The organism is Kocuria carniphila, assembly GCF_004136555.1.
In the GTDB taxonomy this organism is placed as follows: Bacteria; Actinomycetota; Actinomycetes; order Actinomycetales; family Micrococcaceae; genus Kocuria; species Kocuria carniphila.
In genome coordinates this window covers 1-14271 of sequence record NZ_NOIT01000023.1, presented here as the reverse complement: position 1 = coordinate 14271, position 14271 = coordinate 1, and the positions used below count along the sequence as shown (strand labels likewise).

General features: G+C 65.4%; 14 protein-coding genes. 7 read left to right on the top strand and 7 right to left on the bottom strand.

The annotated features are described in order from the left end of the window. Window positions 1-44: 44 nt before the first annotated feature. The 3 genes from EWV37_RS14380 to EWV37_RS14370 are packed head-to-tail and all read right to left on the bottom strand — an operon-like array spanning window position 45 to window position 2423. Window positions 45-542, bottom strand: coding sequence for a MarR family winged helix-turn-helix transcriptional regulator (locus tag EWV37_RS14380; protein ID WP_238663330.1), 498 nt, complete (start codon window positions 540-542; stop codon window positions 45-47). Then, window positions 539-1204 carry a CE1759 family FMN reductase gene (locus tag EWV37_RS14375; RefSeq protein WP_129702371.1) on the bottom strand — a complete coding sequence of 222 codons (666 nt, stop codon included), beginning with the start codon at window positions 1202-1204 and terminating at the stop codon, window positions 539-541. Before EWV37_RS14375 ends, EWV37_RS14380 begins: the two co-directional genes overlap by 4 nt. A 40-nt stretch (window positions 1205-1244) precedes the next feature. After that, window positions 1245-2423 (bottom strand): LLM class flavin-dependent oxidoreductase, encoded by a 1179-nt coding sequence (locus EWV37_RS14370; protein WP_129702370.1) that lies wholly within the window; start codon window positions 2421-2423, stop codon window positions 1245-1247. 164 nt (window positions 2424-2587) lie between these two features. On the opposite strand from EWV37_RS14370, the gene EWV37_RS14365 reads away from it, so the two are divergent. The 6 genes from EWV37_RS14365 to EWV37_RS14340 all read left to right on the top strand — a co-directional run bounded on the left by EWV37_RS14365 (window position 2588) and on the right by EWV37_RS14340 (window position 8963). Then, the gene (locus tag EWV37_RS14365; RefSeq protein WP_129702369.1) at window positions 2588-3067 is read left to right on the top strand and encodes a transporter substrate-binding domain-containing protein; all 480 of its coding nucleotides are present in this window, start codon (window positions 2588-2590) and stop codon (window positions 3065-3067) included. 5 nt (window positions 3068-3072) lie between these two features. Then, window positions 3073-4041: a cation diffusion facilitator family transporter gene (locus tag EWV37_RS14360; RefSeq protein ID WP_129702385.1), complete on the top strand. Its 969-nt coding sequence runs from the start codon at window positions 3073-3075 to the stop codon at window positions 4039-4041. Between the two features lie 71 nt (window positions 4042-4112). Then, entirely contained in the window at window positions 4113-4871 is a 759-nt protein-coding gene (locus tag EWV37_RS14355) for a LamB/YcsF family protein (protein WP_129702368.1), read from the top strand. Beyond that, complete coding sequence (locus EWV37_RS14350) at window positions 4868-6499, top strand: 5-oxoprolinase subunit B/C family protein (RefSeq protein ID WP_129702367.1); 1632 nt, start codon at window positions 4868-4870, stop codon at window positions 6497-6499. The genes EWV37_RS14355 and EWV37_RS14350 overlap by 4 nt, the downstream gene beginning before the upstream one ends. After that, a complete protein-coding gene (locus tag EWV37_RS14345) occupies window positions 6496-8235 on the top strand; it encodes an acetyl/propionyl/methylcrotonyl-CoA carboxylase subunit alpha (RefSeq protein WP_095798523.1) in 1740 nt (579 codons plus the stop codon). Before EWV37_RS14350 ends, EWV37_RS14345 begins: the two co-directional genes overlap by 4 nt. 20 nt (window positions 8236-8255) lie before the next feature. Further along, the gene (locus EWV37_RS14340; RefSeq protein WP_095798522.1) at window positions 8256-8963 is read left to right on the top strand and encodes a GntR family transcriptional regulator; all 708 of its coding nucleotides are present in this window, start codon (window positions 8256-8258) and stop codon (window positions 8961-8963) included. 4 nt (window positions 8964-8967) lie between these two features. On the opposite strand, the gene EWV37_RS14335 is transcribed toward EWV37_RS14340, so the two are convergent. From EWV37_RS14335 to EWV37_RS14320, 4 genes are all read right to left on the bottom strand, one after another. Further along, entirely contained in the window at window positions 8968-9768 is an 801-nt protein-coding gene (locus EWV37_RS14335; protein WP_129702366.1) for a putative hydro-lyase, read from the bottom strand. 5 nt (window positions 9769-9773) lie between these two features. Continuing rightward, the gene (locus EWV37_RS14330; protein ID WP_380098547.1) at window positions 9774-10925 is read right to left on the bottom strand and encodes an NRAMP family divalent metal transporter; all 1152 of its coding nucleotides are present in this window, start codon (window positions 10923-10925) and stop codon (window positions 9774-9776) included. A gap of 408 nt (window positions 10926-11333) precedes the next feature. After that, on the bottom strand, window positions 11334-11789 hold the full coding sequence (locus tag EWV37_RS14325; protein ID WP_165189463.1) for a DUF4870 domain-containing protein: 456 nt from the start codon (window positions 11787-11789) through the stop codon (window positions 11334-11336). Window positions 11790-11855: 66 nt separating this feature from the next. Beyond that, window positions 11856-13460 (bottom strand): ABC transporter permease, encoded by a 1605-nt coding sequence (locus EWV37_RS14320; protein WP_129702364.1) that lies wholly within the window; start codon window positions 13458-13460, stop codon window positions 11856-11858. A gap of 95 nt (window positions 13461-13555) precedes the next feature. Here EWV37_RS14320 and EWV37_RS14315 point away from each other — a divergent pair, with 95 nt between their 5' ends. Then, the gene (locus EWV37_RS14315) at window positions 13556-14260 is read left to right on the top strand and encodes a TetR/AcrR family transcriptional regulator (protein ID WP_238663326.1); all 705 of its coding nucleotides are present in this window, start codon (window positions 13556-13558) and stop codon (window positions 14258-14260) included. The last annotated feature ends 11 nt before the right edge of the window (window positions 14261-14271 follow it).

Sequence of the window (14271 nt, the reverse complement as noted above, 5' to 3'; positions counted from 1 at the left end):
CAGTAAGGCGGCATCAGATGGCGGGCGGTCTCGAAAGGCCGGAACTAACCCAGCAACCCGCTCACGCGACGCATGAGGTCGGCCAGGCGAGCGGCGTCGTCGCCTTGGAGGGCTGAGAAGAAGAGCTCCTGAACGTCGCGCGCGTGGGCGGGGCGGAGCTCGCGGAAGGCGCGGAGGCCGTCGCCGGTGAGCACCGCCTCCCAGCCGCGGCCGTCGCACTCCACACGACGGCGTTCGACCCAGCCGCGCTTGTCGAGCACACCGATCTGGTAGCTGAGCCGCGACGGTGAGAACACCATGCGATGGGCCAACTCGCCCATGCGCATTCGGTGGTCCGGGGCGTTGTTGAGCAGCAGGAGCACCTGGTAATCCATGAGGGTGCAGCCGTGGACCTTGAGCCGCTCTTCAATGCGCGCGGTGAGTTGGGCCGTGGTTTCGAAATAGACCTGCCACGCATCCCACTTCTGCTGGGATACGTCGTGGACGCCCCCGCCGTCCGGGCCCATTACGGGCTCGGACGCACAGGTCACCGTGGCGCTCATGATCCCACCGAGGCCAGCAGGCTCGCGAAATCGGGAACGTTGCTGAACTCGTCCTTGACCTCTCGGCGCAGACCGGGGCGGGCGGCGTCGTTGTCGTTGAACGAACCGGACGCGCCACCCGGCGAACCAGCGAGCAACATGGTGCCGAGCGAGGCACCCACGCGGTCGATCCGTCGCTGCAGGTCAGCGTGACCCCAGTCCTCGGAGGCCGCGTAGATACCCAGCGGTAGCACGAGGGCCTTGAGGTAGCTCAGCAGCGGCCGCATGGCGGTGTCGAGCACGAGCGAGTGACGCGGTGAGCCGCCCGTCGCGGCAACCACGGTCGGCAGGTTCTCGAGCGCGGATTCGTCGATCACATCGAAGAACTGCTTGAACAGACCGGAGTAGGACGCCTTGTACGTGGGCGAAGCCGCGACCAGACCGTCCGCGTTGAGCACGGTGTCGATCGCGGCCTGCACGGCCGGGGAGGCCACGTGCGTGATCATCATGTCGGTCAGCCCGTGGGCCAGATCGCGGAGCTGGATGACCTTGATGTCCACGTGCTGTCCGGCATTGTCGACCGCGTCGCTCGCGGCCTTCGCGATCGCCTCACCCAAGCGCGTGGTCGTGGAGTCTTCTGATAGCCCAGCGGTCACCACCGCGAGGGTCAAACGATCAGTCATGGTGTCCTTCTCTCTACGTATTGCTTGTTGCTGCGTGGAATTACTTGGAGTTCTCGTGGTCGCGCTGAGCGGCTTCTGCCTGCTTGGCGCGATCCTTGGCGGCCTGAGAATCCGGGCCGCCGCCGGGGATCGGGTCCTTGCCGGCCTGGTGACGGGCCACCAGGGACTCGTGGGTCGGGGCCTCGGGCACGTGGGCCGGGCGCAGTGCGTCGAATTCCTTGCGCAGCACGGGGAAGACCTCCTCGCCCAGCAGGTCCAACTGCTCGAGCACGGTCTTCAGCGGCAGGCCGGCGTGGTCCATGAGGAACAGCTGACGCTGGTAGTCACCGGCGTAGTCCCGGAAGGACAGGGTCCGCTCAATGACCTCCTGCGGCGAGCCAACGGTCAGCGGGGTCTGGGCGGTGAAGTCCTCCAGGGACGGGCCGTGGCCGTAGACCGGCGCGTTGTCGAAGTACGGGCGGAACTCCCGCTTGGCATCCTGCGAGTTCTTGCGGATGAACACCTGACCACCCAGACCCACGATCGCCTGGTCGTAGGAACCGTGACCGTAGTACTCGTAGCGCTGACGGTAGAAGTCCACCATGCGCTCGGTGTGTTCCTTGTTCCAGAAGATGTTGTTGTGGAAGAAGCCGTCACCGTAGAACGCGGCCTGCTCCGGGATTTCTGGGGAGCGGATGGAACCGTGCCATACGAACGGGGGCACCTCATCCAGCGGACGCGGGGTCGCGGTGAAGCCTTGCAGCGGGGTGCGGAACCGACCGGAGAAGTCCACGTTCTCCTCGTGCCACAGGCGGTAGAGCAACTGGTAGTTCTCCACGGCCAGCGGGATGCCCTGCCGGATATCCTTGCCGAACCAGGGGTACACGGGTCCGGTGTTGCCGCGGCCCATGGTCAGGTCCACGCGGCCATCTGCCAGGTGCTGCACGTAGGAGTAATCCTCGGCGATGCGCACCGGATCCGTGGTGGTGATCAGGGTGGTTGCGGTAGACAGTTGGATGTTCTTGGTCTGCGCGGCCACGTGCGCCATGAGGATGGGCGGGTTGGCCGGCGCTACGAACGGCGGGTTGTGGTGCTGACCGGTCGCGAACACATCCATGCCGAGTTCTTCGGCTTTCTTTGCGATCTCCACGGTCGCCTTGATGCGCTCGTTTTCGCTGGGGGTTTTGCCGGTGGTGGGGTCCATGGTGACGTCACCGATGGTGAAGATGCCGAGTTGCATGACTGCCTCCTGTGTCTTGGGTGACGACGCCGCTGCGGTAGTCCCGCCGGCCCGTTCCGTTGATGTTTCAAATTTGAACTACCTACATAATGCACCCGACGCGAGATTTATTCCACGGAAAGTTTCCGGATGTGGGCAAGGGCACTTTGGCTTATGGTGTTGCCATGAAAAAGGTCATCAGGTGGCTGACGGTGCTCCTGGTTCTCGCTATGTCCCTGACCGGTTGCGTGACCCACTACCCGGCCGATCCCCACGGCACCCTGGACAGGGTGACCGACGGAGTCCTGCGCGTGGGCGCCACTCATGATGAGCCCTTCGTATCCGTCGAGGGAAGTGAGCCCGCCGGTGATGAAGTGCGCCTGGTGGAAGAGTTCGCCGACACCCTAGGTGCGCGCATTGAATGGACCACCGCGAGCGAGGAACACCTGGTCACTGAGATGGAGCACGGTCAACTGGATCTCTTGATCGGTGGGATGACCATGGACACGGAATGGCAGAAGAAAGTGGGCCTGACTCGGCCCTACAAGGAAACAGTCAACGCGTACGGCGAGACCGAGAAGCACGTCATGGCCGTGGTCAATGGTGAGAACGCCTTCCTCCTGGAACTCGATCAGTTCCTGCAGAGCAGCGGAGGCCAGTCGTGAAGCGCATGGCAAGCCCCGCGGACGACGAGCACCTGCCCGATGAGATCTCCCGCGCGGTGAAAAAAGCGGTGCGCCTGGAATGGGCCACCCTGGGCGTGCTGAGTGTGACGGTGGTTCTGGTCTTTCTGGTGATGGGCAATTCCCAGGCCATGAAAACGGCGTGGATCGAAGACATGCTGTCCATGGTTCCGCCCATCGCTTTTCTGATCGGCGTGCGCGTCACCCGCAAACCCGCCAACGCCAAACATCCGTTCGGCTATCACCGTGCCATCGGCATCGCCCACCTCGTGGCGGGAACCGCCCTGTTCGTCATGGGCGGTTACTTGATCGTGGACGCGCTGATCAAACTGATCACGGTCGAACACCCGACCATCGGCGGCATCAACCTGTTCGGCCACACCATCTGGCTGGGGTGGCTCATGATTTTGGTGCTCTTGGTCACCGGCATCCCGCCCGTGATCCTGGGCCGGATGAAGCTCAAACTCGCCGAGCCACTGCACAACAAGGTGCTCTATGCGGACGCCGACATGAACAAGGCGGACTGGATGACCTCGTTCGCCGCCATTGTGGGCATTGCCGGGATCGGCCTGGGTTTGTGGTGGGCGGATGCCGCCGCGGCCATCGTGATTGCCACGTCCATCGTGAAGGACGGCGCCACCAATCTCTCGGCCGCGGTGTCCGGTCTCATGGATGCCCGGCCCACCACGGTGGACAACAAAAAACCCCACCCGCTCATCAGCGATGCGCAGGAATTCCTACGGAACTTGGACTGGGTGCACGCGGCCACCGTGCGCCTGCGCGACGAGGGCCAGGTGTTCCAGATCGAGGGGTTCGTCATCCCCGCATCCCTGGAACTCGCCACGCCCGAGCGCCTCGAAGCAGCCGAGAACGCGCTACTCGAACAGGACTGGAAAATTCGCGACGTCGTGATCGCACCGGTCACGCACCTTCCGAACGTGGTGGAATCGGACTGACCGGTGGTAATTGTTGAACAATCTCCGTCGGTGGGGCATTCTTGAACTCACCAATGAGACGGAGGTCACGCATGACGGTCATCGATATGAACAGCGACGTGGGCGAATCGTTCGGCAACTGGAGCATGGGGGACGACGCCGCCATCTTCCGTTCCGTGTCCTCCGCCAACGTGGCGTGCGGGTTCCACGCGGGAGACCCGGGCGTGATGGCGCAGACGTGCCGGGACGCCGTGGCCGCAGGTGTCACCGTGGGGGCGCACGTGGCCTACCGGGACCTGGCCGGATTCGGTCGTCGCTTCATGGACTGCTCCCCGCAGGAACTCGCGGATGACGTGCTGTACCAAATGGGTGCCCTCCAGGCGATGGCCCGTTCGGCCGGCACCGAGATCAAGTATGTGAAACCGCACGGCGCGCTCTACAACACGATTGTTCACCACGAGGTCCATGCACAAGCCGTGGTGGACGCGGTCAAGGCCTTCGGCGGCGATCTTCCGCTGTTGCTCTTACCCGGGTCCGTAGCACTTCGGAAGGCGGAGCACGCCGGACTGCGCGGGGTGGCCGAGGCGTTCGCGGATCGCGGGTACACACCCGAGGGCACGCTGGTCTCCCGCCGCGAAGAAGGCGCCGTCCTGCACGACCCGGCGGAGGTCACCGAACGCATGATCCGCCTGGCCGAGGACGGCACCTTGAGCGCCGTGGACGGTTCCACCGTTCGGATCCGGGCCGAGAGCATTTGCGTGCACGGTGACACCCCCGGCTCCGCCGCAATGGCCGCGGAGGTTCGCGCGGGCCTGGAGCGCGCCGGCGTGCAGATCCGGTCGTTCGTATGAGCCAGGATCCGCCCACCGGTGCTGCGCCGTCGACGGTCTCCCTCCGCTGGGCGGGGACGCGGGCCTTCTTGATCGAGTGCGCGTCCCTCGAACACGTCATGCGCTGGCACGCCCATCTCAGTGCACATCCGTATTCCAGTCAGTTGGACGTTCTCGCCGCAGCCGAGACGGTGCTGTTGACCTTCTCTTCACCCGCGGCCGCGCACAAGGCCGCGAGCGACGTCGTCACCGCTCGCCTGGGCGATACCGACGCGGCGACCGGTAAGACCGTGGAGATCGACGTGGTGTACGACGGCGAGGACCTGGCCGATGTGGGCGAGCTGACCGGGCTCGGCGAGCGCGGCGTGATCGAGGCGCACACGGGTGCGGAATGGACGGCCGCGTTCGGCGGTTTCGCGCCGGGGTTCGCGTATCTCGTGGCCCCCGGGGATCCGCTCGAGGTGCCGCGCAGGGATTCCCCGCGCACCGCGGTGCCCGCCGGATCCGTGGCGCTGGCGGGGCGGTTTTCCGCCGTGTACCCGCAGCGTTCACCGGGCGGTTGGCAGTTGATCGGCCGCACCAACGCCACACTCTGGGACCTGGGCCGGGACGAACCCGCGCTCATCCGCCCCGGGGACACCGTGCGCTACCGCGCGGTGCGCGAGCAGGTGGCGGTGCCCCCGGCGGCACCCGCCGAGGGCTCCGTGGAACCCGCGCAGGCTCTCGTGGTCAAGGCCCCCGGGATGCAGTCCATGTTGGAGGACCTGGGCCGCCCCGGCCTCGGAGACCTGGGTGTGCCTGCGTCCGGCGCGGCGGATCACGTGTCCGCAGCGCAGGCCAACCGCATGGTGGGCAACGAGTCCGGTGCCACGGTCATTGAGTCTCTGCTGGGTGGCCTGTCGGTAACCGCGCGCGGCCACCACGTGCTGGCGCTGTCCGGCGCCCCCGTGGACGCCACGGTCAGCGGTCAGCAGGGCGAGAACCCGCTCCCCCGGGACATTCCCTTTGCCCTCTACGACGGCGAGACCCTCACCCTGGGCACCCCGCACACCGGCCTGCGAACCTACCTCGCGGTGCGCGGTGGTTTTGGCGGGCCCACGGTGCTGGGCAGCCGCTCCACGGACGTGCTTTCGCGGATCGGCCCGGAAGCGCTGACCGCAGGAAGCGTGATCGAGGTGCGCTCCGCGGCATCGCGCCCGGTGGGACGCCCCGAGGCCCCGGCGGTCACCCTGCCCGAACCGGGCCGACCCACCGTGCTGCGCGTGACCACCGGACCCCGCGGCGACTGGTTCACCCCGGCCGCGCTCGAGACCCTCACCCGTCAGCAGTGGCGGGTCAGCAGCCAGTCCAACCGCGTGGGCGTGCGCTTCGAGACACCCGAGGACGGGCGGGCCCTGGAACGCGCCATCACCGGCGAGCTGGCCAGTGAGGGCGTGGTCACGGGATCGCTGCAGGTCCCCCACTCCGGGGTTCCGGTCCTGTTCCTCGCCGACCACCCCGTGACCGGCGGTTACCCGGTGATCGGCGTGGTTGTCCCGGAGGACCTGTCGCTGGCCGCACAGCTTCCACCGGGGTCTGCGGTCCGGTTCACGCTCGTTGATGCACCCCGCCCCGCGCACGCACCCGAAACCTCAGGAGAGTCAGCATGAAAAAGGTCTTGATCGCCAACCGCGGTGAAATCGCGGTCCGCATTGCCCGGGCCTGCACGGATGCGGGGCTGACCTCGGTGGCCGTCTACTCCGAACCCGACGCCGATTCCGTCCACGTGCGCATGGCCGACGAGGCCTACGCCCTGCCCGGCTCATCCTCCGCGGACACCTATCTCAAGATCGAGGCTCTGCTCGACGTGGCCGACCGCGCGAATGCGGACGCCGTGCACCCCGGCTACGGGTTCCTGTCCGAGAACGCGGACTTCGCCCAGGCCGTGTCCGACGCCGGCCTCACCTGGATCGGCCCGTCCGCCGAGGTCATCCGCACCCTCGGCAACAAGGTGACGGCTCGCGAGATCGCCGTTCGCACCGGCGCCCCCTTGGTGCCGGGCACGGACGGGCCCGTCGAGGACGCAACCGCGGCGCGCTCGTTCGCCGAGGAACACGGATTGCCGATCGCCATCAAGGCGGCCTTCGGCGGCGGTGGCCGTGGGATGCGCATTGCACGCACCATGGACGAGGTCGAGTCAGCGTTCGACGCAGCGGTGCGCGAAGCGACGTCCGCGTTCGGACGGGGTGAATGCTTTGTGGAGCGCTTCCTCGACAAGCCGCGCCATGTGGAGGCCCAGGTCATTGCGGACACCCACGGCAACGTGACCGTGGTGGGCACCCGCGACTGCTCGCTGCAGCGGCGCAACCAGAAGCTCGTGGAAGAGGCTCCGGCGCCGTTCTTGAGCGATGAGCAGCGGAGGACCATTCACGAATCGGCCCGGGACATCTGTCGCGAGGCCGGCTACACGAGCGCGGGCACGGTCGAGTACCTGGTGGCTCCGGACGGGCTGATCTCGTTCCTGGAGGTCAACACGCGCTTGCAAGTGGAACACCCCGTGACCGAGGAGACCACCGGGGTGGACCTCGTGCGCGAGCAGTTCCGCGTGGCCGACGGGCAGGCCCTGAGCATCACCGAGGACCCCGCACCGCGCGGGCACGCCTTTGAATTCCGGCTCAACGCGGAGGATCCGGCACTGGGATTCTTGCCGACGCCCGGGACCGTGGAGGTCTTCCAGACTCCCACCGGCGCGGGAATCCGGGTGGACACCGGTGTCCGTTCCGGCTCCGTGGTGCCGCCCCATTACGACTCGATGCTGGCCAAACTCATTGTCTGGGGTCAGGACCGGCAGCAGGCACTGCGGCGCTCCCGGGCTGCCCTGGCGGAGCTGAGCATCAAGGGATTGCCCACGGTGGCACCGTTCCACCGCGCGGTGGTGGAGCACCTCGATTTCACCTCTCCCGATGAGCTGGGCGTGTACACCACGTGGATCGAGGATGCGTTCACGCAGCAGCTGGAGGCGTCCCCGTACGTGACCTCCGGCGCCGCCGAGCGCACCACCCTGACCGTGGATCTCGACGGTAAGGCCGTGCAGCTCGGACTCCCCACCGCCATGGTGGAGGCGCTGCTGCACGGCGGTGGTGCTGGCGCGGGCGGTGAGGCGGTGGCGGCGTCGACCGCACATGGAGCCTCGGACACCACGCTGGCCGCGCCCATGGACGGGACGGTCGTGAAGTGGGCGGCGGAGGACGGCGCGAACATTAGCGAGGGCGACACCGTGCTCGTGCTCGAGGCCATGAAGATGGAGACTCCCGTGCGCGCGCATCGCTCCGGCACATTGACTCGTGGCGAGCCGAACGAGGGCGATGCCGTCCGCAAGGGGCAGGCGCTGGGCGAGATCGCCTAGCGCGGTGAGAGGATGGGCCGGTGACCAGTAACTTCGCACTCGAACCCCCCTCGGCACCGGTTGCCCCCGTCCACGGCCCGCCGACGCCGCTCGGTGCGCACCGCGCGCAGGCGCGCGCACTCGCGGCAGGCCGGCTGCGCGAGCGCATTTCCGGAGGGCATTTGGCCCCCGGGACCAAGCTGTCGGAACACGTCATTGCCCAGGAACTGGGCGTTTCGCGGAACACGCTGCGCGAGGCGTTCACAATGCTGGCGGAGGAGTCGCTGGTTGATCGCGTGCCCAATCGCGGGGTCTTCGTCGCACATCCGACTGCCGGCGATGTGCGGGAGATTTACAACGCGCGGCGGATCATCGAGCCGGGGGCGGTGTTGTGGGGCTCCTGTTCGGAGCAGGTGCTCACGGGGTTGTGGTCTGTGATCGAGGCGGCTCGGGCTGCTCGTGCGGCCGGGGACATTATGGGCATGGCTGACGCCAATCAGCGTTTCCACCGCGGGCTCATGGATCTGACCGGTTCGGACACCCTGGTCACGACCATGGACCGGTTGCTGGCGCGCATGCGGCTCATGTTCCACTCGATGTCCACGGATCCCGGTTTCCACGGGGACTACGTGGACCGCAACGCCGAACTGCTGCGGCTGCTGGAGGCCGGTGAACGCGAACGGGCTGCCGAATCACTGCGGGAGTATCTGAGTTTCGCGGAAGCACAGTTGTTGGACCACGTGGAATAGCGGTTCAGGGCACCTGGTAGTCGGAGTCCTTGGCGTCCGTGATGAGCATGTGCCCCGGTGCGTGAGAAATCGCGAACTGCGGCCGGCATTCCATCACGGCCGCCTGCGGTGTCACACCGCACGCCCAGAAAACGGGGATGTGACCCGGCTCGATCCGGACGGGGTCGCCGAAATCCGGCTGGTTGATGTCGTTGATTCCCAGCTCCTCGGGGTTGCCCACGTGCACGGGAGCCCCGTGGACGGCGGGATAGCGGGAAGTGACACGAACGGCGTCGGCCACCTGGGACGCTGGCACGGGACGCATCGAGACCACGAGCGGCCCGGACAAGGATCCTGCCGATGCGCAGCGGCGGTTGGTGCGATACATGGGGACGTTCACGCCCTGATCGTTGTGGGCCATGCGAATGCCGTTGTTCAGCAGGGCGTCCTCGAACGTGAAGGAACAGCCCACCATGAAGGTGACCAGGTCGTCGCGCCAGTACTCGGTGATGTCTGTGGGGCGAGCGATTTCCTGGCCGTTCTCGTAGACCACGTACTGCGGGAGGTCCGTGCGGATGTCGCCGTCTTTGAGAAGTTCGCCGGTGGTCTCCCCCGCGTCCAGCACGCCGAGGACGGGGCACGGTTTGGGGTTGCGTTGGGCGAACAAGAGCACGTCGAAAGCAAGTTCACGCGGAACGATGATGAGGTTGGCCTGCGCGTATCCGGCGGAGATTCCGGACGTGGGACGCAGCAGGCCGCGGCGGAATCGTTCCCTGGCCTCTCGGGGTGTGAGACGTGCCAGGTCTACGTGGTCCGTGGTTTTCATGTCCGTCAGCTCCACAACTTGGTGAGACCGGCCAGGGAGCTCCACCCGAGGAACAGGGTCAGCAACCATGCGAGCACACCGATGATCAGCAGCCACTTGGGATAGACGTATCCGTGCAGCAGGTCTCGACGGCGCCAGGCCACCCACAGCAGGATCGCGAAACCGAACGGCAGGATCAGCCCGTTGAACGCTCCCGCAAAGATCAGGAGAGTCTGCGGAGCCTGGCCGAGGAACAAATAGACCACGGCGCACACGAAGATGAAGGCGACCGTGAGCAGGTTCCTGGTGCGCGGACTGCCGGAGGACTTGGTCACGAAGGAAATGGAGGTGAAGGCCGCACCGATCACGGAGGTCAGAGCAGCGGCCCACAGCACCACACCGAAGATCCGCACGCCGATCTCTCCGGCGGCTGCACCGAATGCTTCGGCGGCCATGTTGTCGCTGGTCAGTGCCACTCCCCCGGCCACCACGCCGAAGATCGCCAGGAACAACAGCACACGCATGATGCATGTGACCAGGATGCCCAGAACGGAGCTCCGACTGATCTGCTTGACGTTTTCCACACCGCTCACACCGGAATCGATCATGCGGTGCGCACCGGAGTAGGTGATGTAGCCACCCACGGTGCCGCCGATCAACGTGGTGATCACCAGGAAGTCGATTTCCTCGGGGAGCACCGTATTCTTGAGCGCCACACCCACGGGAGGGGCAGCAACGATGGCCACATAGAGCATCAACAGGATCATGACGGCGCCCAGCAACACCACGATCCGGTCGAGCGCCATGCCGGCTCGCTTGGAGAGGAAGATGAGGATCGCGATGGCAGCGGAAATGCCGCCGCCGATCTTCGGATCCAGCCCGAGCATCGCATTGAGTCCGAGCCCGGTTCCGGCAATGTTGCCGATATTGAACACGGCTCCACCCACGAACACCAGCGCCGCCAGCGCAATGCCCGCGCCCGGGAGGACCTTGCTGCCGAGTTCCTGCGCGCGTTGACCGGAGATGCCAATGACCCGCCAGACGTTCAGCTGCACGGCAATGTCCACCAGGATGGACACCAGAATCGCAAACGCGAACGCCGCTCCGAGCTGGACCGTGAACACGGTGGTCTGGGTGATGAATCCGGGGCCGATGGCGCTGGTGGCCATGAGGAACATGGCACCGAGCAGCGCGGTGCGGTGGCCGCCGGAGTTCGTCTTGACCGGCTCGCCACCGGATTGAGAGGGCTGGTCGGGCTGCCCGGACCGGGGTGCTGCTGTCGACATGTCTTCATCCGATGGGTCGGGGTGACTGGGGTCACAGATTGACGTGTTGCCGGAAGACTACAGGTTGTTCAACAATTCGAGCAAGGGATTGTTCAACAACTTGGCCGCCACTCGAACGGAGGGCTGCACTGCTGCGTGGAGCCCCCGCCCGCTGAATCGCACCCTGGCAACCGTCGAAGCTGAATTCGGGCATCCCTCGGCCACCCTCAAGATCACGGGCACGAAAAAGCCACTCCGGTTGAACCGGAGTGGCTTTTTGATGTCTCAGAGCTACGGCCAACAAGCCGCCGCTCACCACACTCAGCGCAGGATGGGCAACTGCATCGGGTAGCGGTAGACCTCACCGTTGTTGGCACGAACGGCGGCCACGATATGGCAGACCAGGAGCAACACCCAGTAGGCGGCGATCAAGATGAATCCAACCGGGATCAGAATGACCGTGAAGATGCAGATCCAACCGATCACGTTGATGATCCACAGGGTCACGTTGAAGTTGAACGCGCCGGCGGATGCGGCACGCAGGAACGGGCTCTTGTCATTGTAGATGAACCACACGATCAACGGGCCCAGGAAGCCCAGCCAACCCACCGAGATGATGGCGGCAATGGGTCCCGACAGGTGCGTCAGGATGGCCACGGTCTTTTCATCGTTCTGAGGACCGCTGGAACCGGTCCGGCGGTGGGTGTCGTAGTTGTCGTAGCCGCCGGCACCGCCGGAGCGGTAGTCCGGGCGAGGTTGCTGCGGTTCGTAACTCATGGCATCTCCGTCAAGGTTGTGATCCACCGGCGGTGGAGGGTGCGGGGGTTTCCCGTTAGCTCCAGCCTAAAGTCCGGAGCCCACCACTGCATTGAGGTTTTCCCCACTCTTCACCACCGGCTGACCTCCAGCTTCCGCAGCATCTGTGGCCTGCGACTCCCCGTGGCCCGCAGAATGCTTGCCGGGCCCGCGAGAACCGCGGTGACCAAACTTGCGGTCATAGGCGCACCCCGCCATCAGTGCCACAACAACGGCGACGAGCAGGATCAGAGAGATCCCGATCAGCCCCGACCGCAACCCGGCATCCGCATTGGCGTCGAAGTACAGAAGCGATCGCACCATCATGAAGATGTGATGCAGCGGCTCAATGGGGGCGATGATCCGGAAGAAGTCCGGCACCGCCTGCAACGGCACCACGGCGCCCGCGGTCGGCAGCCCCATGAACACCAGGTAGACCATCGAGATCAACATGCCTGCCGAGCCGCCCAGTGTGATGAGCGCGAACACCACGGCAGAGACTGCGGACAGCGACAGCCAGCCCGCGAAGAACAGCGCCAGGCCATGCGGCACCGGCATGCCCACGCCTGCGGCGACCCACAGCATCAGGGCTGAGGTGGGTCCTGCTGCCACGGTGAACAGGCCCCACTTGATCAGGAAGTTCAACCACCGCGGAAGACCCACGCGCGGCAAGTCTCGGAACAGCGGACCCATTTCGAACGGCGCCATGCCCATGCGGGCATCCATCAGAACATTGACGGCGATGGACCCGGAGAGACCGATCACCAGCAGGATAATCGCGTAGTAGAACGCGCCCATCCCCAACGCTGTGCCCTCTTCAAGCTCTTGATAGGGCTTGGTGTCCACGTTCACCGGATCCCGCAACAGATCCGTTGAGACGGAGCTGACCTTGGGTGCTAGTTGATCCGCCACCTGCTTGGGAGTGTTGGCCTGGGCTTCCTGAAGTTGCTGCGCGAACTGCTGCACGGCAGGACCGCCCTGCGCAGCCGACCGGGCCAGTTCTTCGGACTGCTGATCCTGCTGCGATTCGAGTTCCGACAGCACCTGCTCGTAGGCCTGCTGCTGGGCGGACTGCGCAGATTTCACAAGTGATTCACCCATCGTGGAGCTGGCTTGCTCCAGCCCCGGCTGCACAGCCTCCGTGGCGATCCGAGTCCCGAGAGAACCTGCCTGCGGGTCCGTGTACAGGGTGATTTCCGGCCGAGCCGCAGACTCCTGCGTCAGAGAGCCCCTGACCATGCTCACCGTGTCCTCCGAGAAGGACTCCGGGATGACCACCACTCCGAACAGCTCGCCGCGCTCCAATTGGTCCTGCGCCTGATCCCAATCCAGCCGACGCAGATCCAGCCGCTCATCCTTACCCGCCTCGGATGCAAAACCGTCCTCGATGCGGTGACCGTAATTCTGCTTCTCGGTTCCACCGCCCTCTCCCGGCACGTCCGCCCCGCGGTCCTGATTGACGATGGCCACCGGGAAGTCCTTGAGGTGACCTGCCGGATTGGACAGCCCACCCAGATACAGGGCCGTTCCGAGGACCGCCAAGACCATGATGACCACGGCCGGAAGCGCCCAGAACGTCGCCGAATAGAACGGGCCGCGCTGCCGCCCCGCTGCTTGATGAGAGGCGCGCGCGCCTAGTTTGCCGTCTGCCATAGTTCCCCTGAATATGATTTGGATACATTGCTGTATCGAGTTTTCACATTCACGATACACTGATGTATCGAGACGGCAAGAGGGAGCGAGTAAAAGTGACTGACCAGACATCACACGGACCGGACGAGGACGCGGACAAGCGGTCCCGGACGGCCACGCGCCGCAGGTTGATCACGTCGTCGGCGGGGGTTTTCGCGGAGAAAGGGATCGACGGCGCATCCATCGGCGAGCTGTGCGCGGCCGCCGGATTCACGCGCGGGGCCTTCTACTCCAACTTCGAGACCAAGCTGGATCTGGCGGTGGCGGTCTTCGAGAACCTGGTGGACAGCTTGATTGATCGACTCGACTCGGAGCTGGACCAGTGGCTCGATTCGGACGCGGATACCGAGGAGATCGTCACCCGCATCATCGAAGGGGTCACGGACCAGTCCTCCAACATGAACGTGCAGGCCGTCCGGCTCGAACTGTTCCTCGCGGCCTTCCGATCGAGTGAGGTCCGGGACGTCGTCCGTCCGATGCGCACCAAGCTCTACGGCGCCGTTGAAAACGCGCTGGGCCGCGTGGCCGAAAGTCAGCACCTGGAGTTCACGATCCCCGCCGCAGACATGACCCAACTCATGCTCACCAGCTACAGCGGCCAACTCACCGATCGCATGGCCATGGGCGAGAACACCGACCAGCGCGTCATCCCGACCATGTGGCTCGCATTCACCCGTCCCGCAGCACAAAAGCCCCGTCTTGCCTCATGTCAAGATGTCCGGATGGTGTTCGTGCTTGCCTCAGGTGAAATGTCCGCGTAGCTCACGCGGCG